At 67.1% G+C, this 26217-nt stretch carries 19 protein-coding genes and 1 tRNA gene; 5 read left to right on the forward strand and 15 right to left on the reverse strand.

What is annotated here, in order from left to right; genetic code table 11:
• Positions 1-22: 22 nt before the first annotated feature.
• The 4 genes from treS to egtD form a co-directional block, all read right to left on the reverse strand.
• The gene (gene treS, locus GO606_RS16065; protein ID WP_169117725.1) at positions 23-3364 is read right to left on the reverse strand and encodes a maltose alpha-D-glucosyltransferase; all 3342 of its coding nucleotides are present in this window, start codon (positions 3362-3364) and stop codon (positions 23-25) included.
• Between the two features lie 12 nt (positions 3365-3376).
• Positions 3377-5419 (reverse strand): alpha-1,4-glucan--maltose-1-phosphate maltosyltransferase, encoded by a 2043-nt coding sequence (locus GO606_RS16070; protein ID WP_169117726.1) that lies wholly within the window; start codon positions 5417-5419, stop codon positions 3377-3379.
• Positions 5400-7310, reverse strand: a complete 1911-nt coding sequence (gene glgB, locus GO606_RS16075) for a 1,4-alpha-glucan branching protein GlgB (protein WP_169117727.1) — start codon at positions 7308-7310, stop codon at positions 5400-5402. Before glgB ends, GO606_RS16070 begins: the two co-directional genes overlap by 20 nt.
• A 212-nt stretch (positions 7311-7522) precedes the next feature.
• Entirely contained in the window at positions 7523-8530 is a 1008-nt protein-coding gene (gene egtD, locus GO606_RS16080; RefSeq protein WP_169117728.1) for an L-histidine N(alpha)-methyltransferase, read from the reverse strand.
• Between the two features lie 619 nt (positions 8531-9149).
• Between egtD and GO606_RS16085 the strand changes: the two genes are divergently transcribed.
• Positions 9150-10136, forward strand: coding sequence for a glycosyltransferase family 9 protein (locus tag GO606_RS16085; RefSeq protein WP_169117729.1), 987 nt, complete (start codon positions 9150-9152; stop codon positions 10134-10136).
• On the opposite strand, the gene GO606_RS16090 is transcribed toward GO606_RS16085, so the two are convergent.
• The 4 genes from GO606_RS16090 to GO606_RS16105 form a co-directional block, all read right to left on the reverse strand.
• Positions 10057-11181, reverse strand: a complete 1125-nt coding sequence (locus GO606_RS16090; protein WP_169117730.1) for a glycosyltransferase family 9 protein — start codon at positions 11179-11181, stop codon at positions 10057-10059. The two genes, GO606_RS16085 and GO606_RS16090, sit on opposite strands and share 80 nt — an antisense overlap.
• Complete coding sequence (locus GO606_RS16095) at positions 11178-12671, reverse strand: DUF4254 domain-containing protein (protein ID WP_211166544.1); 1494 nt, start codon at positions 12669-12671, stop codon at positions 11178-11180. The genes GO606_RS16090 and GO606_RS16095 overlap by 4 nt, the downstream gene beginning before the upstream one ends.
• Entirely contained in the window at positions 12664-12894 is a 231-nt protein-coding gene (locus GO606_RS16100) for a DUF2795 domain-containing protein (RefSeq protein ID WP_169117731.1), read from the reverse strand. Before GO606_RS16100 ends, GO606_RS16095 begins: the two co-directional genes overlap by 8 nt.
• 228 nt (positions 12895-13122) lie before the next feature.
• Positions 13123-13212, reverse strand: a tRNA-Ser gene (locus GO606_RS16105).
• Positions 13213-13425: 213 nt separating this feature from the next.
• Between GO606_RS16105 and mltF the strand changes: the two genes are divergently transcribed.
• Positions 13426-14814 carry a membrane-bound lytic murein transglycosylase MltF gene (mltF, locus tag GO606_RS16110; protein ID WP_169117732.1) on the forward strand — a complete coding sequence of 463 codons (1389 nt, stop codon included), beginning with the start codon at positions 13426-13428 and terminating at the stop codon, positions 14812-14814.
• A gap of 85 nt (positions 14815-14899) precedes the next feature.
• Here mltF and serS read toward each other — a convergent pair whose 3' ends face one another.
• Positions 14900-16183 carry a serine--tRNA ligase gene (gene serS / locus GO606_RS16115; RefSeq protein WP_169117733.1) on the reverse strand — a complete coding sequence of 428 codons (1284 nt, stop codon included), beginning with the start codon at positions 16181-16183 and terminating at the stop codon, positions 14900-14902.
• Positions 16184-16446: 263 nt separating this feature from the next.
• Here serS and GO606_RS16120 point away from each other — a divergent pair, with 263 nt between their 5' ends.
• Positions 16447-16710, forward strand: a complete 264-nt coding sequence (locus tag GO606_RS16120; RefSeq protein ID WP_169117734.1) for a hypothetical protein — start codon at positions 16447-16449, stop codon at positions 16708-16710.
• A gap of 16 nt (positions 16711-16726) precedes the next feature.
• Here GO606_RS16120 and GO606_RS16125 read toward each other — a convergent pair whose 3' ends face one another.
• The 4 genes from GO606_RS16125 to GO606_RS16140 all read right to left on the reverse strand — a co-directional run bounded on the left by GO606_RS16125 (position 16727) and on the right by GO606_RS16140 (position 21803).
• Positions 16727-18067 (reverse strand): replication-associated recombination protein A, encoded by a 1341-nt coding sequence (locus GO606_RS16125; RefSeq protein WP_169117735.1) that lies wholly within the window; start codon positions 18065-18067, stop codon positions 16727-16729.
• 12 nt (positions 18068-18079) lie between these two features.
• Positions 18080-18697: an outer membrane lipoprotein periplasmic chaperone LolA gene (gene lolA, locus GO606_RS16130; protein ID WP_169117736.1), complete on the reverse strand. Its 618-nt coding sequence runs from the start codon at positions 18695-18697 to the stop codon at positions 18080-18082.
• Positions 18698-18726: 29 nt separating this feature from the next.
• Positions 18727-21030: a DNA translocase FtsK gene (locus tag GO606_RS16135; RefSeq protein WP_169117737.1), complete on the reverse strand. Its 2304-nt coding sequence runs from the start codon at positions 21028-21030 to the stop codon at positions 18727-18729.
• Between the two features lie 101 nt (positions 21031-21131).
• A complete protein-coding gene (locus tag GO606_RS16140) occupies positions 21132-21803 on the reverse strand; it encodes a Crp/Fnr family transcriptional regulator (RefSeq protein ID WP_169117738.1) in 672 nt (223 codons plus the stop codon).
• 259 nt (positions 21804-22062) lie between these two features.
• Here GO606_RS16140 and trxB point away from each other — a divergent pair, with 259 nt between their 5' ends.
• Positions 22063-23016 (forward strand): thioredoxin-disulfide reductase, encoded by a 954-nt coding sequence (trxB, locus tag GO606_RS16145; protein WP_169117739.1) that lies wholly within the window; start codon positions 22063-22065, stop codon positions 23014-23016.
• 197 nt (positions 23017-23213) lie between these two features.
• Complete coding sequence (locus GO606_RS16150; protein ID WP_246979667.1) at positions 23214-24119, forward strand: Smr/MutS family protein; 906 nt, start codon at positions 23214-23216, stop codon at positions 24117-24119.
• A 28-nt stretch (positions 24120-24147) separates the two neighbouring features.
• Here GO606_RS16150 and GO606_RS16155 read toward each other — a convergent pair whose 3' ends face one another.
• On the reverse strand, positions 24148-24486 hold the full coding sequence (locus GO606_RS16155) for a P-II family nitrogen regulator (RefSeq protein WP_169117741.1): 339 nt from the start codon (positions 24484-24486) through the stop codon (positions 24148-24150).
• Positions 24487-24540: 54 nt separating this feature from the next.
• Complete coding sequence (locus tag GO606_RS16160) at positions 24541-26157, reverse strand: NAD+ synthase (RefSeq protein WP_169117742.1); 1617 nt, start codon at positions 26155-26157, stop codon at positions 24541-24543.
• Between the last annotated feature and the right edge of the window lie 60 nt (positions 26158-26217).

Below are 26217 nucleotides of genomic sequence, written 5' to 3' on the forward strand. Positions count from 1 at the left end.
AATCGTTCCCTGTGCGGCAGGGTCAGCTTCCCTGCAGCGACGCCTCGATTTCCGCGAGCGCCGCGAGCGGAACACGGACCCATTCCGGGCGATTGTCCAGTTCGTAGCGCAGTTCGTAGAGCAGCTTCTCGATGACGAACAGCGTCAGGAAATCCGCGGCGACGGCCGCGTCCGGCGGAACGGAAGGCAGCGGTGCAACGACGTCGTGGTACGCCCGCATGAAGCTCCGGACCACCCCCTCCTTCCATTCGGACAGCGCGCGCGCCAGTGCGTCAGCGTGCTCGGGGCGCGCCTGGAGATGGTGGTATCCGACCGTGCGCACCGCGTAGTCGAACGAACGCAGCATGCCGGCGATGTCCCGCAGCGGCGAATGCTTGTACCGCCGCTCGTCGATCGGCCGGGCCGGCTCGCCCTCGAAATCGACGATGACGAAATCGTTCTGCGCGATCAGCACCTGCCCGAGATGCAGGTCGCCGTGCAGCCGCGTTTTCACCAGACCGGGTGAAACCAGGTCGAGCCCGGCAAGGCTCGCGCCCAGCGCGTGACGCGCCGCAAACACCTGCCTCGCCTCGTCGCGGACGCGCTCGTCCAGACGCGGCAACGCCGCTTCGAGGAGGCCGAGGGTGCGCTCGACGTCCCCGATCACCTGGGCGCGCCAGGCTTCGACTTCCACGTCGCCGAGCGGCTCCGGGGCGAATGCCGGATCAGTGCCGTGCGCGAACGCCGCATGCATCTCGCCGATGCGCCGCCCAAGCGTCTGCGCGAGCAGCAGGTAGACCCGGTCCCTCCCCTCGGCCTCGGCTGCGTCGGCCGCCGCTGCAGGCCAGGTATCGGGAGAAAAGAGCCGGTCCAGATGATTCAGCGTGTAATCCCACGCGTTGCCCTGGTTGTCGACGAATTCCTGCAGCATCGCCAGCGCCGCGCCCCGGCCGTCGGGCGCGATGTATTCGACCGAACCGGCGACCGCGGCGACGCGTGAAAATCCCGCTGCGCTGCCGAGGAAATAGCCGACTTCGATTTCCGGGTTGGTGCCGAACTGCAGGCGCCGGTAAGCCTTCAGGTAGAGCCGCGAGCCGAAGAACACGCCGGTGTTCGTCTGCTCCTGCAGCGGCTGGCGCACCTCGTCGTCGAGCCCCTCGGCGAGCCGCGCATAGTGCTCGCTCGCGGTGAAGCGCAGACTGCCGCGGCCGAGCGGCTGCGGCCCACCACCGCCGATGCTCTGGCCCAGCGCGCGGCAGTACACCGGGTCGATGAACGCGTCGTAGAGGATGCCGATGCGCGCCTTCTCGCGAACGCGGGCGAGCGCCGCCGCGCCGAAGCGATCGACCGGGTTGTCGCCGGCCGTCTCCCACGCGATGCCGAGCGGCAGGAAGTACAGCTGCGACGATCCGCCGGCGAGGCTGACTTCGAGCAGCGCAAGCAGCCAGTTGCCGCCGCCGGCGCCCCATTCCTGCTCCTCGACGACTTCGATGCGCGTCACCGTCTCGCCTTTCGCGGCGAACCACCGCCGCGCCTGCAGGTACGGCAGCAGCACTTCGTTCTGCAGTTGGTCGCGGCTGCGGGTGGCGATCGCGCGGCGCACCGCGCTGCCGCCCTGGTGGCCGCGAAAGAACGTGCGCCAGCCTTCGGTGAGCACGAGCATCGGCAGCTCGGTCTGCGGCAGCCGCTCCTCGTGCCAGTTCGGCGGCGGCACACCGGCCGACAGCTCGAAGACGAAGAAGCCGTGGCCAGCGAGCGTCAGCAGATACGGCAGCTTGCCGATCGGCGGGAACGGCACGCGGCCGACGATCTCGACCGGCACGCGCCCCTCGAAGCGCGAGAGGTCGAGTTCGACCGCCTGCGGGGTGCGCGCGAGGTTCGCGACGCACAGCACGCTCTGGTCGCGATATTCGCGCAGGTAAGCGAGCACCTTGCGGTTGCCCGGCTCGAGGAAGCGCAGCGTGCCGCGGCCGAACGCGCGCGAACCGTTGCGCATCGCGATCAGCCGCCGCGTGAAGTTCAGCAGCGAATGCGGGTTGCGTGCCTGCGCTTCGACGTTGATCGCCTGGAAGCCGTAGATCGGGTCCATGATCGGCGGCAGGTAGAGCTGCTGCGGGTCGGCGCGTGAGAACCCGGCGTTGCGGTCCGGCGTCCATTGCATCGGCGTGCGCACGCCGTCGCGGTCGCCGAGGAAGACGTTGTCGCCCATGCCGAGCTCGTCGCCGTAATAGATGATCGGCGACCCCGGCATCGTCAGCAGCAGGAAGCTCATCAGCTCGATGCGGTCGCGGCTGTTCTCGAGCAGCGGCGCGAGGCGCCGGCGGATGCCGACGTTGATGCGCATGCGCGGGTCGTTGGCGAAGAACTGCCACATGTAGTCGCGCTCGCGGTCGGTGACCATCTCGAGCGTCAGTTCATCGTGGTTGCGCAGGAAGATCGCCCACTGGCAGTTGTCCGGGATGTCCGGCGTCTGCCGCATGATGTCGACGACCGGGAAGCGGTCTTCCTGGGCGACCGCCATGAAGAGCCGCGGCATCAGCGGGAAGTGGTAGGCCATGTGGCATTCGTCGCCGTCGCCGAAGTACTCGCGCACGTCCTCCGGCCACTGGTTCGCTTCGGCGAGCAGCACGCGGCCGCGGTAGTGCGCGTCGATGCATTTGCGGATTTCGCGGATCACGTCGTGCGTCTCGGGCAGGTTCTCGTTGTTCGTGCCCTCGCGCTCGCGCAGGTAGGGAATCGCGTCGAGCCGGAAGCCGTCGACACCCATGTCGAGCCAGAAGCGCATCGTGCGCAGCACCGCCTTCAGCACGTTCGGGTTCTCGAAGTTCAGGTCCGGTTGGTGGCTGAAGAAGCGGTGCCAGTAGTACGACTTCGCGACCGGGTCCCACGCCCAGTTCGACGTCTCGGTGTCGGTGAAGATGATGCGCGTGCCGGCGTAGCGGCTCGGATTGTCGCTCCACACGTAGTAGTTGCGCTTCGACGACCCTGCCGGCGCGCGGCGCGCGGCCTGGAACCACGCGTGCTGGTCCGAGGTGTGATTGACGACGAGCTCGGTGATGACGCGCAGGCCGCGCCGGTGCGCTTCGCGGACGAACTGCCGGAAGTCCGCGCGCGTGCCGTACGCCGGCAGCACGCCGTGGTAGTCGGCAACGTCGTAGCCGTCATCCTTCAGCGGCGACGGGTAGAACGGCAGCAGCCAGATGGTGTTGACGCCGAGGTCGCGGATATAGTCGAGCTTGCGCGTCAGGCCGTTGAAGTCGCCGACGCCGTCGTCGTTGGCGTCGAAGAACGCCTTGACGTGCAGTTCATACACCACCGCGTCCTTGTACCAGAGTCCGTCGTCGGTTTCCTTGTCCGGCGCGGCCGTTGCGGGCAACAGATCCATCGTCGACAGCCTTTACAGGAAGTAGTCGAAATCGCGTTCGCTGCGCACTCGGCGACGCAGCACGAAGAGGTGCGCCGGAACGCGCTGCGGGTCGAGGCGCACGAAGTTGCGTGCGCTGCTCCACAGATAGCGCGCGCCGGACAGCAGGTCGTGCATCTGGAAGCTCGTCCCGGGCGCGATGCCGAACGCGTCGAGGTCGAGTTCGAGCCAGCCCGAATGCACGTTGTGCGGATCGAGATTCGCGACGACGACGATGATGTTGTCGCCCGCATCCGCCGTCTTCGAGTACGCGATCAGCTGGTCGTTGTCGATGGCCAGGAAACGCAGCGACGTGTTTGCGTGCAGCGCCGGATTGTCGCGGCGGACACGGTTGACGCGCCCGATCAGCGCGGCGAGGCTGTCGGGCCGGTCGAGATCCCATTCGCGCAGCTGGTATTTCTCGGAGTTCAGGTATTCCTCGCTGCCCGGCTCGCGCGGCACATGCTCCATCAGCTCGAACGCCGGACCGTAGATGCCGTAGGACGCCGCCAGCGTCGCCGCGAGCACGAGGCGCACGACGAAAGCCGGCCGGCCGCCCAGCTGCAGATATTCGGGCAGGATGTCGGGCGTATTGGGCCAGACGTTCGGGCGGAAGTAATCGGCGCCAGGGCCGTGCGCGAGCTCGCTGAAATACTCGGTGAGCTCGGCGCGCGTGTTGCGCCACGTAAAGTATGTGTACGACTGCGTGAAGCCGAGCTTCGCGAGCCGGTGCATGACGCGCGGCCGGGTGAAGGCTTCGGCGAGGAAGATCACGTCCGGGTGATCATGGCGGATGCTCGCGATCGCCCATTCCCAGAACGGAAAAGCCTTGGTGTGCGGGTTGTCGACGCGGAATATCCGCACCCCTTCGGCGATCCAGTGGCGGAAGATGCCGGCGAGCGCGTGCCACATCGCCTGCCAGTCGCCGGTCTCGAAGTCGAACGGGTAGATGTCCTGGTATTTTTTCGGCGGGTTCTCGGCGTACTGCACGCTCCCGTCGGGCCGGCGGCGAAACCATTCAGGATGCTCGGTGACCCAGGGATGGTCCGGCGCGCACTGCAGCGCGATGTCGAGCGCGAGCTCGACGCCGTGTTCGTGCGCCCGCGCAATCAGGTAGCGCAGGTCCTCGACGGTGCCGAGCAGCGGGTGCACCGCAAGGTGACCGCCTTCCGCGGCGCCAATCGCCCACGGGCTGCCGACGTCGTCCGGCGCGGCGACGAGCGCGTTGTTCGGTCCCTTGCGCCGCTCCCGGCCGACCGGATGGATCGGCGGCAGGTACAGCACATCGAAGCCCATCGCGGCGATGTCGGCGAGACGGTCGGCGCAGTTGCGCAGCGTTCCGTGCGCGCCGGCAGCGGGCGCGGTCGAGCGCGGAAAAAGCTCGTACCACGCGCCAAAGCGCGCCAGCGGACGGTCGATGTCGAGCGGCAGCATCGGGTGGACGGCAGCGAAACGGCGATCCGGATGGCGCGCCGCGATCTCGCCGAGCCGCGCATCGAGACCCAGCGCCTTGAGCACCTGCGGATCCGCGCCTTCGGCCTGGCTCGCGTCGCGCAGTCGTCGCGCCCACGCCGCGAGCCGCTCGCGGTCATCGCCGATCGTTGCGCGTTCGGCGGTTTCCTCGATCAGGTCGGCGCCGATCAGGCCCGCCATGCGGATGTCGTCGGGCTCGACACGCCGCGCCAGATCCCGCCGCCACGACTCGAACGCGTCGACCCACGCCGTCACCGTGTACCAGCAGCGTCCGATCTCGCCGAGCCTGATGCGGCCGCGCCAGCGCTCGTTGCCGATCGCCGCCATCGGCACGGCGTGCCACTGCTCGTCCTGGTCGCGCCGCCAGCACAGCATCGCGAGCACCGCGTCGTGACCATCCGCGAAGCAGTCGGCCTCGACGTCGAACTCGTCGCCGACGACGCGCTTGACGGCGAAGCGGCCGCCGTCGACCTGCGGCGTGACCGATTCGATGACCGCGCGAATCCGGCCTTCGTCGGGCACGCGGCGCACATCCTCGACGATGTCAGCTGTCCGGGCGCGCATCGCCTGCCTCCGGAATCAGGAACAGCACCGCCAGCGGCGGCAGCGTCAGCGTCAGCGACTGGAAATGCCCGTGCGCGGGCACCGGCACGGTTTCGACGCCACCCAGATTGCCCGCCCCGCTGCCGCCGTACAGCGTCGCGTCGCTGTTGAGCGCCTCGCGCCAGAACCCGGCGCGCGGCACGCCGAGCGTGTAATTCGGCCGCGTCACCGGCGTGAAATTGCAGATGACGAGAACAGTGGCGCCGTCGCGCGACTTGCGCAGGAACGACAGCACGCTGTTTTCGCTGTCGTCGCTGTCGATCCACTGGAAACCGGCTTCGTCGAAATCGAGCTCGTGCAGCGCGGCGCGCTCGCGATACAGCCGGTTCAGGTCGCCGACCCAGTGCCGCAGTCCGGCGTGTTCCGGCCGGTCGAGCACCCACCATTCGAGTTCGCCCTCGTGCGTCCATTCGCGCCGCTGGCCGAACTCGCCGCCCATGAACAGCAGCTTCTTGCCCGGATGCGCCCACATGTAGCCGAACAGCGCGCGCAGCCCGGCGAACTGCTGCCAGCTGTCGCCGGGCATCTTGCCGATCAGCGAACCCTTGCCGTAGACGACTTCGTCATGCGACAGCGGCAGCACGAAGTTCTCGTGGAACGCGTACCAGATCGAGAACGTGATCCGGCCGTGGTGGAACTTGCGGAACAGCGGGTCGTGGCGGAAATAGTCGAGCGAGTCGTGCATCCAGCCCATGTTCCATTTCATGCCGAAGCCCAGGCCCCCGACATACAGCGGGCGCGACACCATCGGCCACGCGGTCGACTCTTCGGCGATCGTCTGCACGCCCGGGTGGTCGCGATAGACTGCCTCGTTGAGACGCCGCAGGAACGCGACCGCGTCGAGGTTCTCCCGGCCGCCGTAGCGGTTCGGCACCCACTCGCCGTGCTGGCGGCCGTAGTCGAGATACAGCATCGACGCGACCGCATCGACGCGCAGCCCGTCGATATGGAAGCGGTCGAGCCAGAACAGCGCGGAGGACAGCAGGAACGCGCACACCTCGTGGCGCCCGTAATTGAAGATGCACGAATGCCATTCCGGGTGGAACCCCTGGCGCGGGTCCGCATGTTCGTACAGATAGGTGCCGTCGAACTCGGCCAGGCCGTGCGCATCGCTCGGAAAATGCGACGGCACCCAGTCGAGGATCACGCCGACGCCCGCTTGGTGCAGCGTGTCGATCAGGAACATCAGGTCGTCGGGCGTGCCGTAGCGCGCCGTCGCAGCAAAATAGCCGGTCGTCTGGTAGCCCCACGAGCCGTAGAACGGGTGCTCCGAGAGCGGCATCAGTTCGACATGCGTGAAGCCGCACTCGACGACGTACGCGGCGAGTTGGGGCGCGATCTCGCGGTAGCCTGGCAGCGCACCGTCCTGCGCGCGACGCCACGAGCCGAGGTGCAGTTCGTAGATGCTGAACGGCGCATCGAGCGCATTGGCGCGCGCGCGGCTCGTCATCCACGCATCGTCGCCCCAACGGTATCCGCCCCGCCACGCGCGCGAACCGGTCGCCGGTGGCACCTCCGCATACAGCGCGAACGGATCGGCCTTCTCGGCAACGCGCCCGTCATGGCCCGCGACGCGGTACTTGTAGACGTCGCCCGCCGCGACGCCGGCGACGAAACCTTCCCAGATGCCCGAGCCGTCGTCGCGCGGGCGCAGCACTGCGGCATCGTCGCGCCACGCATTGAAGCTCCCGATCACCGCTACCGCATGCGCGTTCGGCGCCCACACGGCGAAATGCGCGCCGGCGTCCTCGAGCTGGCAGCCGAGCTTGTCGTAGAGGCGGCCGTGCGAGCCTTCCCGGAACAGGTAGATGTCGTGTTCGGAGAGGCGGCTGTGCGTCGTCGTAGCGTCCATCTAGTCCCCCGCCCGCTCGACGTTCTCGCGGGTGTGCTCCCGGATCCGCTGGTTGATGTGGGCTGCGGTGTGGGCCGGGACGCGATCTACGGTCGATGACAACATGGCTGCCTCCTGAAAGCGCTAAGGACGGGACACCGGCCCGGCAAAGCTGCGGCGCTGCCGTCGCGGCTCTGTCGTCCGCAAGCGCCGTGCCTTGCGCCGCGGGGCGATCAGGCGACTTCGAGCCAGTGCAGGCTGAACAGGCGCGCCGCGTCGGTCCAGTATCTGCGCGGCACGAACCCCGCCTGTGCGGCGAGCGAGCGGAATTCCTCGACCGTGTACTTGTAGGAATTCTCGGTGTGCAGCGTCTCGCCGGTGGCGAAACGGAATTCCCGGCCGGCGACCCGCACACGCTGCGCCACGAGACTGACCAGATGCATTTCGACGCGCCGCGCGAGCGGCTGGTAGAACGCGTAATGGGCGAAACCGTCGTCGGCGAAGTCTGCGCCGAGTTCGCGGTTCGCCCGCGCCAGCAGATTCTTGTTGAATGCGGCAGTGACGCCCTGCGAGTCGTTGTAGGCGGCATGCAGAAGCGCCGGATCCTTGATCAGGTCGACGCCGATCAGCAGGCCGCCGCCGTCCAGCAACGCAGCGGCCATGCCGAGGAATCCGGCCGCTTCTTCCGGCGCGAAATTGCCGATCGTCGAGCCGGGGAAAAAACCGACACGACGCTGCGCCCCGGACACGCTTGGCGGAAGATCGAACGCACGCGTGTAGTCGGCGACGACCGGCCGGATCCCCAGCCGCGGGTAATCCGCCCTGAGCCGGCTCGCGGCCTGGTGCAGATGTTCGCCCGAGATGTCGACCGGAACGTAGGCACGCGGCCGGCGCAGCGCATCGAGCAGCCGCCGCACCTTGCGGCCCGAACCGGCGCCGAACTCGACGAGTTCGACGTCCGGGCCGATGAGCACGGCCAGTTCGCCGGCGTGGCGCTCGAGAAGATCGAGTTCGACGCGTGTCGGGTAATACTCCGGCAGCGTGCAGATGCGGTCGAACAGCGCCGAGCCTTCGGCGTCATAAAAAAACTTGCACGACACCCGCTTCGGCGTCGCCGCCAGTCCGGCAAGCAGCGCACTGCGGAAATCGTCGTCCTCGGCGCCGTCCAGCGGACGATCCCGCGCCCCATCAGTCGTCGGTGCTTTCCACGACGGGCCTTTGCCCGGGTCACTCATCTGCATCGGCGTCCCCCTGCAATCGTCCGGCACCGGCCGCGGAGGAGGCCAGCCGCCTCGGGCGCATGGCAAAACCATGGCCCGACTTTTCCAGTGTAGTAGGACAAGCGCCCAAGCCAACCTGCCGTATCGCCCAAGCCGGGCGCTACCTGCGGTCCCGCTCGCGTTCGCCCGCGGAGTTGTCCATGTCACGCCGGTAGGCCGGATGGCAACCCGACGGCCGTGGCCGCGACCGCAGCGATCAACTTGCGTTTGGTCTTTGTATTCATATTCATCTCGATCCCTCCTCATGACGGGGTGCGATGAAGCGCTACCCCCTGCCCGGGCCGGGCTTCCCCCATGCGCTGGCCGAAGCAAGCGGAAGGCCCGAGCGTCATTCGCAGGGCACAATGGTCCTTCGATACCGGGTGCAACAACTACACGGTCTTGTAAGAAGCGCCCGGCCCCCTGCTCGGCCCGCCCGGATCACGCGTGCCGGCCCCGGCAGCCTCCGGCCAGTTCAGTCCGGCATCCCGATTGCAGCAGCGCGAGCCCATCCTTCCGCAGGAAATCCGAATGCAGCGTCCCTTGCTGGAAGTTCTGCAGCCGCGGACGATCGTCGTGTTCCGCGCTGCAACTGGGCGATATGCTGTGTGCCGTACCCGCGCTGCGCGCGTTGCGTGCAGCCTGCCCGCACGCCCGCATCACGCTCGTCGGCCTGCCGTGGGCCGCGGCGTTTGCCGCCCGCCACCCTCGCTATCTCGACGTTTTCGTCGCCTTTCCCGGCTTTCCGGGCCTCCCGGAACAGCCCGCCGATTCCGCCGCGCAGCCCGATTTCCTTGCCGCGATGCGAGCGCGGCGAGCCGATCTGGCGATCCAGATGCATGGCGACGGCACGATCACGAATCCGCTCGTCGCGGAGTTCGGCGCGCGGTTCAACGCCGGTTTTGGTGCTCCCGGCAGCGGCGACGGGGTGTTCCTGCCCTATCCCGACTGCGGCGCGGAGATCCGGCGTCTGCTCGCGCTGATGCGCTTTCTCGGCGCCCCGCCCGTCGGCGAGCACCTGGAGTTTCCGCTGACCGCTGCCGACCACGCCGAACTCGCCGCGAGCGGCGTCGCCGAGGGCCTGCGGCCGAACGGGTACGTTTGTCTGCATGCTGGCGCACGAGCAGCAGAACGGCGCTGGCCGCCGGAGCGCTTCGCCGCGGTGGGCGATGCCTTGCACGACGACTGCGGCCTGCCGCTGGTGCTGACCGGTTCGCAGCACGAAACCTCGATCACCGCTGCGGTGCGCGCCGCGATGCGCTCTCCTGCCATCGACGCCGCGGCGCCGATCTCCGCCGGCGCCCTCGCGGCGCTGCTGGGCGGCGCGCGGCTGCTGGTGTGCAACGACACTGGTGTCGCGCATCTCGCCGCGGCGCTGAAACTGCCGTGCGTGATCGTCTTCCGGGCGTCCGAGATCGCGCGCTGGGCGCCGCTCGATCGCGCGCTGCATCGGCCGGTATGGGCGCCGGCGCGCGATCGAGCGGCTCAGGGCGGTGGCGACGAAGACCTCAGCGAGGTGCTGGCGCAGGCGCGCGTGCTGCTGGCGATGCCTGCGCGTCGCGCCACAGCTCCAGCGCCAGCTCCGTAACTTCGGCGGCCTCGACGTCATCGACGAACGAGGGGTCGTGCCCGCATCGGCTGTCCAGATTCTGGCGGCCGCAGACCGGGCATTGCAGCCGCAGCGACACCGTGTGCCGGTGCCGTGCCGCCGTCAGCGGAGCCGAAACGAAGAGGTTCTTCAGCCAGTAGATTCCCACCGTCGGGGTGCCGAGCGCGTGCGCGAGATGGAGCGGCCCGCTGTCGCTCGCGACGACGAGCCGCGCCCGTTGCAGCAACGCCGCGAGGCCGTCGAGCGATAACAGCCCGCCTGCATCGATGGCGGGCATGCGCATCGCCGCGACCACTCCGGCGCTGAGCTGTCGCTCGTCCGCGCTCCCCTGCACGACGACGAGCGCGCCGGCGCGCACCAGCGCATCGCCGACTTCGGCAAAGCGATCGATGCTCCAGCGCCGCCGCGCGTCGCTCGCACCGGGGCTCAGCACCGCGAGCGGATGCGGCGGCAGAGGCAGGCGGTCGCCGAGTTCCGTCTCATCGCGCTGCAGCACCGGCAGCAGCGGCTCGAGCGTCGCGGTGCGCGCTCCGGCGAGCGCGGCGACTTCGAGCAGCCGCAGGCGCTCGTTCTGCCACGGCACGTACAGCAGCGAACGCTCGAGCGCCGCGGCGCCGGGCGTGCGCAGGCCGACCGTGTGCCGCGCGTCGAGACGCAGCAGGAACGGGTTCGAATACCTTCCGCCGCCGAACATCTGGCAGGCGAGATCGAAGCCGCGTCGACGCAACAGCGCGCAGAACGACTCGATCGCCCCCGCGTCGCAGATCGCGCCGGGCGGCGCGCCGACGCCGGGAACGGGCGGCAGGGCGACGACCTCATCCACCAGCGGCGTGCGGCTGTCGAGAAAGACCTTGTGCCACGGCTTGCCCAGCAGCACGATCCGCGCTTGCGGGTAGGTTTCCCTGAGCGCCGCAAGCGCCGGCAGCGCGAACACGAAGTCGCCGACGCCATTGGGCCGAAGCACCGCGATCGTCGCGACTTCGGCGAAACGCGGCGGCGGAGCGTTGCCTGCCGAACCGGTCATCGTCCCTCCAGTTTCGTGCGCAGCACGCGTGGCGCATCCACGTCCCGCCGCGGGACCGTCGTCGTGAGCTCCTGATGATAGGCGCCCGAGGGGATGATGCCGCAGCCGCCATCGCGCGCCATGACCCGCAGCTGCGCGAACACGTCCTCGCCGCAGTGCTCAGGGGGCAGCTCGCGCCAGAATTCGAATCCGCCCGCAGCCTCCAACTTCGCCCGGTCGAACAGCACGCAGCCGCCGACCCACGCGACACGGTAAAACCGCTGCCGGTCCGCCGTGAGGCCGAGATTCGTCTGCACGTGGTAGAGGTTGGCGGCATTGTGCAACTGGTGGCGCGCCCACGCCGGACTGTCCGGCACCACCTCTTCGGGCTCGACCGGACCCTCCCAGAACTCGATGCCCTGCTGGTGCGGCCGCCGGTCTTCCGCATGGCTCAGTCCGATCAGAGCGCTGCCGACAAAGCCGCAGCCCTGCTCCCGGATCGCCTTCAGCAGACGCTCGACGAGATCCGGCTCGACGACCACGTCGTCGTCGAGGAACAGCACATAGGGCGACCGCGCCTGGGCGAGCAGGAAATGGCGCTGCTCGGCAAGGCCGCGGCGCGGCAGGTGACGGTGGAACTCGGCGGCATGCCCCTTGGCGGCAAGGAGCCGCACGACCGCCTGCACCTCGGGCGAGGCCTCGGCGCTGCACGTCGCGCCCTGGTCGGAAACCACGATCCGCAGCGCACCGAGGCTTTGCGCGAAAAGCGAGGTCAGCGTCACGGCGAGCGCAGCGGGCCGGTCGCAGGTCGGGATCAGCACGTCCACCGCGAACGGCATCTGCGCCGGCGGCGCATCGTTCGCCGCGCGCGAGCGGCGGTACAGCTCGGGGTTCAGCGACGGATCGTTGTACATCTTGAACTGCCGGTACGTCCTGAAGCGCGCGACGCCGCAGCTCGCTTCCCGCAGCAGGCGGTCGAGACAAGCCGCCAGGTCCTCGCGCTGCGTGACCAGCGTCGCGAGCTTGTCGGCACACCGCCGCATATGCTCGGCCCCGGCCTCGCGACGTTGCGAGGCCTGGCGCATGTGGTGGATCTTCAACGCCAGGATCGACAGCCGGTCGATGATCGCGCCTGCGGTCTCGCTCGACAGCCGCGCGTCAGGAGCGGGTGCCGGCACGACGCGCTCGAGGGCCGTGAGAAGACAATCGTCCAGCGCCTCGACTGCGTCATTGCGCCGCTGGTTCAACGCATCGATGTTGCGCTTGCAACGCACGATCTCGCCGTCCGGCACGTCGGTGCGCCGCGCCCGGTCCTCTTCGCGCCACAACGCCGTGTTGCTGCGATGGTTTTCCTCGATCCACCGCCACCACGGCGCGGGCTCGGCAAGCGATGGCGCAGCCCGGTCGGCAAGGAATCCATCGTGAAACGCGACGATGGCGCCGGCCTGCAGTTCAAAGCGCGACGCCATATCTGCCGGGGCCGGGGCGGCGGCTGCGGTTCCCTCAGCCAAGTTTGCCAACCTCCGCAGACACCGACACGGGGCTGTCATACTGCCGATCCGGAATCCGCTCGAGCGCCTCCATCACGTTCGCGTCGGCGCCTTTCTTGCGTGCCTGCTCGACAAGCTCCTGCTTCCCGACGGGATAATCCAGGCCGCCGAGAAATTTCTGCACCTGGACCGGGTTCGGTACCGCTTGAGCCGACGTCGTTTCATCTTTCTGCTGGCTGGCCATGGCTGTCTCCTGGGAGTGACTGCGCCAGCCGCGTGCAATCGGAATGCCCGCCGCGCTCCCTGTGCCGCCGCCGGCCCCACGCCCCGGGCCTGAAAACCGTTACAACGCCACCGCAAACCTTACACGATCACCCGCCCCGCCATCCCCGACAAAAGTCTGTTCAGCCTATTCGACGCAGCTTGGCAGGCAAGAAAAAAGCCCCTAGAATCAGGGGCTTAGTTCAGTATATGGCGGAGAGGGTGGGATTCGAACCCACGGTAGGCTCGCGCCTACGCCTGATTTCGAGTCAGGTACATTCGACCACTCTGCCACCTCTCCGCGTCCCGCGATCGTCTCGCGGGAGGGCGCATTATACGTACACGATCAATATCAAACAAGAAATAACTTCGTCTGCCGAGCGGCATTTCAAGGCCGTTCCCTGAAAGCGGCCACGCACCCTGGCGCCGCTGCCGAAGATCGCTGTCATGGGTGTCGTTTGCCCCCCGGCTCGTGCTCGCGCAAAATCCGGGGTCACCGCCGGGGAGTGCCTTCTTGCCTGTCTTTCTGTTCTTCATAGCGCTGTTTGGGCTGTCGGGATGCACGCCGGACGCCGCTCCGCGACGGGTCGGGGACTATCGGACGGACGGCGAATTGCGCGTCGCGACTCGGCTGGATGCGATTTCCTACCGTCAGGAGGCGCAGGGCGAGGCGTCGGGGTTCGAGCACGACCTGCTGCAGAAACTGGGCCAACGCCTCGACGTGCCGGTGCGTTTCGTCGTGTATCCCGATGCGCCGCGCGCGCTCGACGCGGTCCTCAACGGCGAGGTGCATCTCGCCGCGGCCGGAATCACCCGCAACGAACGCTTTCCGTTGCGCTGGTCGGCTCCGTTGCGCGAGGTGGACTATGTGCTGGTCGGGCGTTCGGACGGCAGGGAGATCGACGGGGAGGATGATCTCGCCGGGCGAACGATCAGCATGCGGCGAGGTTCGGCGCCCGTCGAGGCACTCGATCGGATCCGCAAGCGCGTTCCCGGCCTCAACCTGCACTTCCCGGCGCGGCTCGGCGATCAGGCGCTGCTCGAACAGCTGGGGCAGGGCAAACTGGACCTCGTCGCCACCGACCGCGTGCATTTCGCGCTGGCCGCGCAAACCGACCCGATGTTCGTGATTGCATACGATCTGCCGGTTCGGTCCGAGATCGCGTGGGCGCTGCCAATCGATGCCGGGAGCCTGGCCGCCGAGGTCGACGCCTTTCTCGCCGGGGCCCGGGAAAGTGCCCTGCTCGCCCGAATCGCCGATCGCTACTTCGGCCACATCCGCCGCCTCGATGACCAGGACGTGGCGGTTTTTCTGGGCCACATGCGCACGCGCCTGCCCCGCTACCGCCAGCATTTCCATGACGCGCAGGCACGCACCGGCGTCGACTGGCGCTTTCTCGCCGCGCTCGCGTACCAGGAATCGCGGTGGGACCCGCTCGCGACGTCGCGAACCGGCGTGCGGGGAATGATGATGCTGACTTCCGAGACCGCGGACCGGCTCGGCGTCGGCGACCGCCTCGATGCGCGCGAGAGCATTCTCGGCGGGGCGCGCTATTTTTCGATGCTCAGGGACCAGTTGCCCGGCGCGATTGCCGAGCCCGACCGCTCATGGATCGCGGTGGCGGCGTACAACCTCGGCATGGGCCACATGAACGGCGCGCGGGCGATCGCCCGCGGCATGGGCCGGGACGACACGACGTGGTGGGACATGAAAGCCGTCCTTCCGCTGCTGTCACGGCCCGCATACGCGGCGCGGCTCAAATCCGGTCCGGCACGCGGCGGCGAGGCGGTGATCATGACGGAGAACATCCGCAACTTCCACGGCATTCTCGCGCGCCTCGAACCGCCGTACACCCCGCCGCTCCAGCCCCCCGGCCTGAAGCTCGGCCGTTCCGGCGACTGAGCACCCCCAGGAAACGGCTTTGCCGTTTCCGCCCCCCGAGGGGGACAAGAAAACTTGGGGCGGCCCGGCGTTTTCTTGAGCGGCTTCAGCCGCGCGGCTCGAGCACCTCGATCCCGCCCATCCACGGCACCAGCGCCTTCGGCACGACAACCGAACCGTCGGCCTGCTGATAGTTCTCGAGCACGGCGACCAACGTCCTGCCGACTGCCAGGCCCGAACCGTTCAGGGTGTGCACGAGTTCGTTCTTGCCCTGCGCGTTGCGGAATCGGGCCTGCATGCGGCGCGCCTGGAACGCCCCGGTGCACGAGCACGAGGAAATCTCGCGGTAGGTTTTCTGCGCCGGCAGCCACACTTCGAGGTCGTAGGTCTTGGCGGCGGAAAACCCCATGTCGCCGGTGCACAGCACGACTTTGCGATACGGCAGATCAAGCTTGCGCAGGATCGCTTCGGCATGACCGGTGAGTTCCTCGAGCGCCGCCCATGACGCGTCCGGATGTTCGATGCGCACCAGTTCCACTTTGTCGAACTGGTGCTGGCGGATCATGCCGCGCGTGTCGCGACCGTAGCTGCCTGCTTCGGAGCGGAAGCACGGCGTGTGGCCGACGAACTTCAGCGGCAGCACGTCGTGCGCGAGCAGCTCGTTGCGCACGATGTTGGTGATCGGTACCTCCGCGGTCGGGATCAGGTAGAAGCGCCCGTCGTCTTTGGTGACGGAAAACAGGTCGGCCTCGAACTTGGGCAGCTGGCCGGTGCCGAACATGCTGTCGGGATTGACGAGATAGGGGACGTGGACCTCGGTGTAGCCATGTTCGCGGGTATGCACGTCGAGCATGAACTGGGCGAGCGCGCGATGCAGCCGCGCCAGACCACCGCGCATCAGTGCAAAACGCGAACCGGCGATCTTCACCGCGGTTTCGAAATCGAGCCCTCCCAATCCGCTTCCGAGGTCGACGTGATCGCTGACCTCGAAGCCGAATTCCCGCGGCGTGCCCCAGCGGACGACCTCGACGTTTGCCGACTCGTCGCGGCCCGGCGGCACGCTGTCGTGCGGGAGGTTCGGCAGCCCGGCGACGAATGCATTGATCCGCTCGAGAAGCGCCCCCAGCGCCTGTTCGTTGGCCTTCAGCTCGTCGCCGATGCCCCCGACTTCGTCCATCACTGCCGAAGCATCCTCTCCCCTGCCCTTCAGCATGCCGATCTGCTTCGACAGGCTGTTGCGGCGCGCCTGCAGGTCCTGGGTGCGCGTCTGCAGGGACTTGCGCTCGTTCTCCATGGACTGGAACGCCGCGGCGTCGAAACTCGTCCCCCGCGTTGCAAGCGCTGCCGCGACGACGTCGATCTGGGTGCGTAGAAGTTGGATATCAAGCATGACAATTCCGGAATTCGAGTGGATTCAATGGGAACACGGGTTTTTCTGACAAGACAGGACATCTTCCGGCACCAAACCGCTCTATTCGCTGGCCTTTCGCCCGCCTCGCGAAAAGTTTGCGGCGATGCACAAATCCATTAATGAAATCAATCGTTTATATTCATCGCAATGGGCAAACTTTTCTTGCATTCGGCGCCGCATATCTTAAGCTTAGTAAGCCAACACCGCGGAAGACGGTGCCCGCAACACTAGAGGAGAGGCCGATGTTGTCCATTAGAGACTGCCTTGATTATTGCGATTTGACCGATGACGAAGTTGCACTCGTTGCAGAACACGAGGGCATTCCCGACGGAGCCGCCGCGCAGGTTGTATGCGGCATGGTGCAAACGCCGGAAGGGGTGCTGATGTTGACGACCTACATGCAAGACCTTATCGAGCGAGCCACCGAACGTGGGGACCTCGAAAGGGCCGAGCGGGCCAAGAGTGTGTGCGCCCGCTTCATGGCCGACCACCCCCTCCCGCACTGAAAGCTGTCGCCCCGCTTCACTTTTCGTCTTTCCCCGCGTCCTTCGGGACGCGTGTAGCCGCCAACTCGTCGAGTTCGCGCAGATGTTCGAGCTTTGCCGCGATCCGCGCTTCGAGTCCGTGTTGCGTCGGGCGATACCAACCCGGCGCATCCATGCCGTCGGGCAGGTAGCTCTCGGCTGCGGCGTACGCTTCGGGTTCGTCATGCGCATAGCGATAGGCCTTGCCATAGCCCAGTTCCTTCATCAAGCGGGTCGGAGCGTTGCGCAGATGCAGCGGTACCGGGCGCGACACGTCCTGGGCGACGTATTTGCGCGCCGCATTATAGGCTTTGTAGACCGCGTTGGATTTTGCCGCGCAGGCGAGGAAAACCGTCGCTTCGGCGAGCGCCAGTTCGCCTTCGGGAGAACCGAGCCGTTCGTAGGTCGCGCAGGCGTTCAACGCGATTTCGAGCGCGCGCGGGTCGGCGAGCCCGATGTCCTCGGTCGCCATGCGGATCAGGCGCCGTCCGAGATAGAGTGCGTCCGCCCCGCCGTCCAGCATCCGGCACAGCCAGTAAAGGGCCGCATCGGGGTTCGAGCCCCGCACCGACTTGTGCAGCGCCGATATCTGGTCGTAGAACGCTTCACCACCCTTGTCGAAACGCCGCAGTCGAGTGGATAGCGCCTCGTCGACAAACTCGGGCATCACCGTCACCACGCCGGCGGTTTCCGCGGCAACCTGGACCTGCTCGATGAGGTTCATCAAGCGCCGCGCGTCGCCGTCGGCAAAGCCGATCATGCGTTCACGCGCGACCGGCGCGAATTCCAGCTGCGGACACGCCAGCAGACGGGCACGTTCGAACAGTTCCCCCAGCGCTTCCTCGTCGAGCGGCTCAAGCACATAGACCGCAGCGCGCGACAGCAACGCCGAATTGACTTCGAACGACGGATTCTCGGTCGTTGCGCCGATCAGCGTCACGAGGCCCTGCTCGACGTAAGGCAGAAACGCATCCTGCTGCGCCTTGTTGAAGCGATGCACCTCATCGACGAACAGGATCGTCTGGCGTCCGCGCGCTTTTTCGGCCTGCGCGTGCGCGACCGCTTCACGAATGTCCTTGACCCCGGAGAACACCGCCGACAACGCGATGAATTCCGCATCGAAAACCCGCGCCATCAGGCGCGCGAGCGTCGTCTTGCCGACCCCCGGAGGCCCCCACAGGATCATCGAATGCAGCTTGCCCGATGCGAAGGCGAGCCGCAGCGGCTTGCCGGGACCGAGCAGATGACGCTGGCCGGCGACCTCGTCGAGCGTCGTCGGGCGCATCCGCTCGGCGAGCGGTACGCGCGGCGGCTCGACGTCGTCGAAAAGGTCCGCCATCCGTGTCGCGCGTCAGTCGCCGATGACGTCGGCGCCCGCGGGCGGGACGAAACGGAACAGCGCCGGGTCGGGATGCGCGTTCGGCACCAGCGACGTAAATACGATCATCGTCGTCTGGCCGAAGTTGTCCTGCAACTCCATGCGCTTCAACAGCCCTCCCGCGAGGCCCAGGCGGATCGACTGGAAACTGCTTTCCGCAAGCTTCGGCGTCGCCAGCACCCAGGCGAGCCCTTCGCCCGAGCCCGCTTCGGCGAAGTTGAAATCGCGGTCCAGCGTGCCGCTGCCGGCAAGGATCGCGGCCGGCGTGCTCCCCAGCGCGTCGCCGAGGCGCTTCACGGTGACCTGGTTGAGATCCCGGTCCCACGACCACAGTTTCTCGCCGTCGCTGACGAGGAGTTGCGGATACGGCTTGTCGTAGCTCCAGCGGAACTTGCCGGGGCGCAGGAACACGAAGCTGCCGCTCGCCTGCTGCGCCCTGCGTCCCGAAGCGGACGACACCACCTGTTCGAATTCGCCTTGCGCACTGCGCGCGGTGTCGACGAACTCGCGCAACTGCTCGACGCCGCTCGCCGCTGCCGCCGCTCCCGATGACGCCCAAGCGGCTGCCGCGCACAGCAGCACGCGTGCCATGAATGCTGCCCGGCCCCTGCTCCAATGACTCACTCGGTCTCCTTCACGGGCGCGATCACTTCGCGGTTGCCGTTGCTGCCCATCGCCGATACCAGACCGGAACGTTCCATCTGCTCGATCAGCCGCGCGGCGCGGTTGTAGCCGATACGCAGATGGCGCTGCACGAGCGAAATCGACGGCCGCCGCGTCTTGACGACGATCTCCACCGCCTGGTCATAGAGCGGATCGGCCTCGCCATCGCCGCTGTCTGCGCTGCCGAGCGCGCCGTCAGTCTCCTCCTCGGCGGCCGACAGGATCCCTTCGACATAATCCGGCGGCCCGCTGCGCTTGAGATGGTCGACGACCTTGTGCACCTCGTCGTCGGCGACGAACGCACCGTGCACCCGCACCGGCAGCCCGGTGCCGGGCGCCAGATAAAGCATGTCTCCCATGCCGAGCAAGGCTTCGGCGCCCATCTGGTCGAGGATCGTGCGCGAGTCGATCTTGCTCGACACCTGGAACGCGATGCGCGTCGGCACGTTGGCCTTGATCAGGCCGGTGATGACATCCACCGACGGGCGCTGCGTCGCGAGGATCAGGTGGATGCCAGCCGCGCGTGCCTTCTGTGCGAGCCGCGCGATCAGCTCCTCGACCTTCTTGCCGACCACCATCATCATGTCGGCGAGCTCGTCGACGACGACGACGATGTGCGGCAGCGTTTCGAGCGGCTCCGGGTTGTCGGGGTTGATCGCGAACGGGTTGGTCATCGGCTTGTCCGTTTCCGCCGCCTGGGTGACCGCCTTGTTGAAGCCGGCGAGGTTGCGCACGCCGACCGCCGCCATCAGCTTGTAGCGCTTGTCCATCTCGACGACGCACCAGTTCAGCGCGTTCGCCGCGTGCTTCATGTCGGTGACGACCGGCGCCAGCAGGTGCGGAATGCCTTCGTAGATCGACAATTCCAGCATCTTCGGATCGACCATGATCAGCCGCACCTTCTCGGGCTCGGCCTTGTACAGCAGCGACAGGATCATCGCGTTGATGCCCACCGACTTGCCCGAACCGGTCGTGCCGGCGACGAGCAGATGCGGCATCTTCGCGAGGTCGGCGACGACCGGCTGCCCGCCGATGTCCTTGCCGAGCGCGACCGTCAGCGACGAATGCATGTCCTGATACGCCTTCGAACCCAGGATCTCGGACAGGCGCACCATCTGCCGCTTCGGGTTCGGCAGCTCCAGCGCCATGCACGACTTGCCGGGCACCGTCTCGACGACGCGGATCGACACCAGCGACAGTGCGCGCGAAAGGTCTTTCGCGAGATTCACCACCTGGCTGCCCTTGACGCCGGTCGCCGGCTCGATTTCGTAGCGCGTCACGACCGGCCCGGGATAAGCCGCCAGCACCTTCACCTCGACGCCGAAATCAGCGAGCTTCGTTTCGATCAGGCGCGATGTCGACTCCAGCAATTCGGCCGACGGCGGCTCAAGGTCGGCAGACGGTCGATCCAGCAGCGCGAGCGGCGGTATCGATCCCGCCGGCAGATCGACGAAGAGCGGCTGCTGCCGGCCCTTCTCGACGCGCTCCGGCTTCGGCACGTCACCCATCGCAGGCTCGATCCGCACAGGCTCGATGCGCACCGACTGCGACGGCGCCGCTTCGGCTTTGCGCCGCTTCGGCTCGACGAGCGCGCCGCCTTTCTGCGCGACCGGTTGCGCCGCCTTGCGCTCGGTCCGGCCACGCCATGCCTGCCGCAGCGTGCTGCAGGCGCGCTCGAGCGAAGTGCCGATTCGTTCGACGAGCGACAGCCACGAGATGCCCGAGAAAAGACTCAATCCGGACGCGAACAGCGCCAGCAACAGCAGGGTGCCGCCCGTAAAGCCGAGATAACGCTGCACCGCGGCGCCCAGCTCAATGCCGACGAGGCCGCCGGGAGCCAGGGGGATGCTCGCGCCGTGCGAGTGGAAGCGCAGCGATTCGAGCGCGCTGCTGGCGACCAGCACGACGAAGAAACCCACCAGAACGATGAAAAACGACCGTCTGTCGAGCCGCAGGTCATGCTTCAGCCGGCGAAAGCCCCACACCAGCCCGTAGCCGAGAAAAACCACCCACCACCACGCGGACACGCCGAACAGGTAATACAGCAGATCCGCGAGCCATGCGCCGAAACGCCCGCCAGGATTGGCAATGCGCGACACTTGGGCAGCGTGCGACCAGCCCGGATCGGCCTTGCTGTAGCCGAGCAGCACGAGGCCCACGTACAGCGACATCACGCCGAGAATCAGCCAGCGGGCTTCCTGCAGCAGCAGCGAGATCTTTTCCGGCAAAGGCTGGGAACGTGAGGACAGGCGGGACGACATGAGGAGAAACTTGAGGCCGGAGGAAAACGACGGTGCGAAATTATATGCGATCCGTCAAGTCGGCCGTGGCCGCTGTTGCGAAGGGAAACAGACGGGCGCGATCAAAGGCTCTGCAGGCGGTCGCGCAGCACGATGCCGGCGCCGGTTTCCTCGATAAGCCCCTGCGCCGCGAGGTCCTTCATCACCCGGCTGACCATCTCGCGCGACGCACCGATCATTTTCGCGATGTCCTGCTTCGTGATCTTGCGCACCACCACCGCATCCCCGTTCACTTCCTCGGACATTTCAAGCAGCAGGCGCGCGACGCGGCCGTAGACGTCCATCAGCGCGAGGCTCTCGATCTTGCGATCGGCATTGCGAAGGCGGTCGGCGAGGTTGGCCATGATGCGCCAGGCCACTTCGAAGTTGCCCTGCAGGATGGTGCGAAAATCGTTTTTCGCGATCATCACGAGATCGGACGGCATCACCGCGACGACGGTTGCCGAGCGCGGCTGCTCGCCGAACATGCCCATTTCGCCGAACAGTTCGCCCTGCCCCAGAATCGTCAGGATCACCTCGCGGCCATCCTCGTCGCTGACGACGACCTTGAGGCTCCCCGTCAGGACCAGGTAGACAAAATCGCTGCGCTCGCCCGCATGCACCACGCTCTGCCCGCGCGGGATGCGGCGCATCATCGCGGAGCGGGAAACCATGGCCAGGGTATCGTCGGACAAACCTTGAAACAGCGGGAAGGTCTTCAGGGCGGTGGTGGAAACCGCGGTGGACTGGGTCATGGCGACTCCGGAATGTGCTCGAACGGCGTATCAGAAAACGGAAAAACTGGCGACGCACAATATCACCAATCATACCGGAATCCGCCATTGACCTTCCCGACCGAGGCGCGGCCGGCGCGGCCTCGCACGGATTCGACGATGCGTCCGCACTGACGAAGCATGCTTTCGTGATCGCCCCAGACTATGGAGATCATTGACTCGGCGCGGCAAACCCCTCGGCTATAATCCCGCTCTCGCCAACCAGAAAGAAGATTGCGCCATGACAAACAAGCACGCCCGCCTGCTCATCCTCGGTTCCGGCCCCGCCGGTTACACGGCCGCTGTGTATGCTGCCCGCGCCAACCTCAATCCGGTCCTGATCACGGGCCTGGCACAGGGCGGTCAGCTGATGACCACGACCGATGTCGACAACTGGCCGGCGGACGCCGAAGGCGTGATGGGCCCGGACCTCATGGCCCGCTTCCAGAAGCACGCCGAACGCTTCAACACCGAGATGATTTTCGATCACATCCACACCGCGAAGCTTGGCGAGAAACCGTTCCGGCTCGTCGGCGACGCCGGGGAATACACGTGTGACGCGCTGATCATCTCGACCGGCGCGACGGCGAAATATCTCGGCATTCCGTCGGAAGAGAAATTCTCCGGCCGCGGCGTCTCCGCGTGCGCGACCTGCGACGGCTTCTTCTACAAGAACCAGGACGTGGCAGTGATCGGCGGCGGCAACACGGCAGTCGAAGAAGCGCTGTACCTCGCCAACATCGCGAAGAAGGTCACGGTCGTGCATCGCCGCGAGAAATTCCGCGCCGAGAAGATCCTCATCGACAAGATGATGGAGAAAGTCGCCGCCGGAAAAATCGAACTCGCGCTCAACTCGACGCTCGACGAAGTGCTGGGCGACAACACCGGCGTGACCGGCATGCGGGTCAGGGATGCGAATACCGGCGCGACCCGCGACGTCGCGCTGCAGGGCGTCTTCATCGCGATCGGCCACAAGCCGAACACCGACATCTTCGAAGGCCAACTGACGATGGAAAACGGCTACATCGTCACCAAGGGCGGCCGCGAAGGCGACGCCACGGCGACCAGCGTGCCGGGCGTGTTCGCCGCGGGCGACGTGCAGGATCACATCTACCGCCAGGCGGTGACGTCCGCGGGCACCGGGTGCATGGCCGCGCTCGACGCGGAGCGCTACCTGGACGCGCTCGCCGGCTGAGCACGGCGATGGCCCGGCGGCTTCCTCCTGCTGCGCCGAAACCGGGGAGCCGGACCGGGCGCCCCTCGCATACTTTCGAGGAACTTGCCGCCTTGCGCGGCAAGCTTAAGCCCGCCGCAAGCAACCAAAAGCCTGCGAAACCGGAGCCGCCGCCTTCGGCTGCGGCAAATGACGCCCGCGACGCGACGGCCACCGGGATGCGCCCGGATGCTGCCCCTGATGACGATCCGGCGCTGTTCCGCGACGCCGTGCGCAATGTCGCACCGCTTACCAGAGGGGGCGGGCGAGCGGAAATCGAGACGCCGAAACCGCCGCCGGTGCCGCGTCCGCAACCCGCCGAGTCCGACACGCCCTCTCCCGCCGCGCGCTTGCCCGCTGACGCACTCGAGGATGCCGCCCTCTTTCGCTTGGCGGTCGGCGACGTCACACCGCTCCGCGACCCCGGGCACGCGGAGCTCGGTCGCGCCCGTCCGTCCCCGTACCCGCTGCACGCGCGCGACGAGGACCGGCATCGCATCGAGGCCGATCCGGCGTCACTGCTGCTGCCGCCCGATCCCGACGCGCTCGATCCGGCGGAGCTTTTCCGTCACGCGGTGCGCGGATCCCGGCAGATCGAATCGCCCGACCGGGTCGAGCTGCAGCCTCCGCCGCCCCGCCCGGAGCCGCTGAAGCACAGCGAAGACGAGCAGGCTGCGTTACGCGAATCGCTCGACGCGCCGATGAGCCTCGAAGACCGGCTGGAAATGGGGGACGAGGCGGTATTCCTGCGCCCCGGCCTGCCACGCCGCGTGCTCGTGGACTTGCGCCGCGGGCGCTGGGTGCTGCAGGGGGAAGTGGACCTGCACGGCTACAACCGGGACGACGCCCGCGAAGCCTTGGCGCGCTTTCTCGCGGCGAGCCTGCAGCAGGGGCGCCGCTGCGTGCGGGTGATTCACGGCAAGGGGCTGGGGTCGCCCGGCAAACTGTCAATCCTCAAGCATCTGTCGCGCGGCTGGCTCGCGCAACGCGAGGAAATCCTCGCCTTCTGCCAGGCCGGTCCGAACGAAGGCGGCTCCGGAGCGCTGCTGGTGCTGCTGCGGGCCGGCAATCCGCCGAAGGAGTGAACGCGGCCGGCAATCCGGCCGGGGGCAATCAGATTGCGGCTTCGTCCGTTTCGCCGGTGCGGATGCGCACGACCTGCTCGACGGCCGTGACGAAGATCTTGCCGTCGCCGATCTTGCCGGTGCGCGCCGCCTTGATGATCGCTTCGACCGCCTGATCGACGAGGTCGTCGCCGATGACGATCTCGACCTTGATCTTCGGCAGGAAATCAACGACGTACTCGGCGCCGCGATACAGTTCGGTGTGGCCTTTCTGGCGGCCGAAGCCCTTGACCTCCGACACGGTCAGACCGGCGATGCCGACTTCGGACAGCGCTTCACGGACCTCGTCGAGCTTGAACGGCTTGATGACGGCTTCGATTTTCTTCATGTAATTCTCCTCGATGGGCTTGCGGACTCGGCGACGGGAATCGGTCCGGCGCGGTCAGTATTCATCCTGATAGCGCGATGTTATCGGATAACGCCAGTCCCTGCCGAAGCCGCGCTTCGTCACCCGGATGCCGACCGGCGACTGGCGACGCTTGTATTCGTTGCGCTTGAGCATCGCGACGGTGCGCCGCACGTCGGCTTCGGGGAAGCCGCGCGCGATGATCTCGCGCGGCGATTCGTCGCGCTCCATGTAGGCCTCGATGATCGCGTCGAGCACGTTGTACGGCGGCAGCGAATCCTGGTCGGTCTGGTCGGGCTTCAGTTCGGCCGACGGCGGGCGGGTGATGATGTTTTCGGGCATCACCGGACTGACCGTGTTGCGCCAGCGCGACAGGCGGAACACGAAAGTCTTGTACAGGTCCTTCAGCACCGCGAAACCGCCGGCCATGTCGCCGTACAGCGTCGCGTAGCCGGTCGCCATCTCGCTCTTGTTGCCGGTCGTCAGCACGATCGCGCCGGTCTTGTTCGACAGCGCCATCAGGATCATGCCGCGGATGCGGCTCTGCAGGTTTTCCTCGGTGGTGTCCGCCGCCAGCCCCTCGAACTGGTCGGCGAGCAGGGCGGCGAACGTGTTCATCGCCGGCTCGATCGGAATCTCGTCGTAGCGCACGCCGAGGTTCGCGACCAGTGCGCGCGAATCGTCGAGGCTCATCTGCGCCGTATAGGGCGAAGGCATCATCACGGCACGCACCCGCTCCGCCCCCAGCGCGTCGACAGCGACGCACAGCGTCAGCGCCGAGTCGATGCCGCCGGACAAGCCGATGATCGCACCGGGAAAACCGTTCTTGCCGAGGTAGTCGCGCACGCCGGTCTTGAGCGCCTCGTAGACTTCCTCCTCGACCGGCCGCGCCGGGACGATTTCGCCCGCTTCCCAGCGTCCGCCGCGAAAATGGAGCACGTCGAGCCGCTCCTGGAATGACGCTGCCTGGTAGACGACCTTGCCGTCCGCGTCGAGCGCGAACGATGCGCCGTCGAACACCAGCTCGTCCTGGCCGCCGACCATGTTGCAATAGACCACCGGCAGGCCGGTGTCGGCGACGCGCCCGCGCAGCACTTCGTAGCGGCGCTGCAGCTTGTTCATGTGGTACGGCGACGCGTTCAGGCCGAGCAGCAGTTCGGCCCCTTCGGCGCGCACCAGCTCGGCCGGACCCGATTCCCACAGATCGGCGCAGATATTCACGCCGAGCTTCACGCCGTTCAGCTCGAACACGCATGCGTCGAGGCCGCGGTCGAAATAGCGCTCCTCGTCGAACACTTCGTAGTTCGGCAGCAGATGCTTGTGGTAGGTCGCAACGACTTCGCCGTCGCGGATCACCGACGCGGCGTTGTAGCGCCAGTCGCGCCGCTCTTCCGGATGCCCGAGCACCAGCGTGATGCCTTGGGTGTGCAGAGCGATGCGGGCGACCTCCCGGCTGCACGCGCGGTAGAAATCCGGTCGCAGCAGCAGGTCTTCGGGCGGATAACCGGATAGCGCCAGTTCAGGCGTCAGCAACAGGTCGGCGCCGGCCGCGCGGGCCTGGTCGAGGCCGCGGATGATCCGGTCGGCGTTGGCCGTGAGGTCGCCGACGGTGAAATTGAGCTGGGCGACAGCGATAGCGAGCGTTTTGTCCATAGGCGCAACTATACCGTTTCATCTGGCAGTCGGCAGAAACCGCTCGCCCCGCTCGATCGA

It is taken from the genome of Aromatoleum anaerobium (assembly GCF_012910705.2).
In the GTDB taxonomy this organism is placed as follows: domain Bacteria; phylum Pseudomonadota; class Gammaproteobacteria; order Burkholderiales; family Rhodocyclaceae; genus Aromatoleum; species Aromatoleum anaerobium.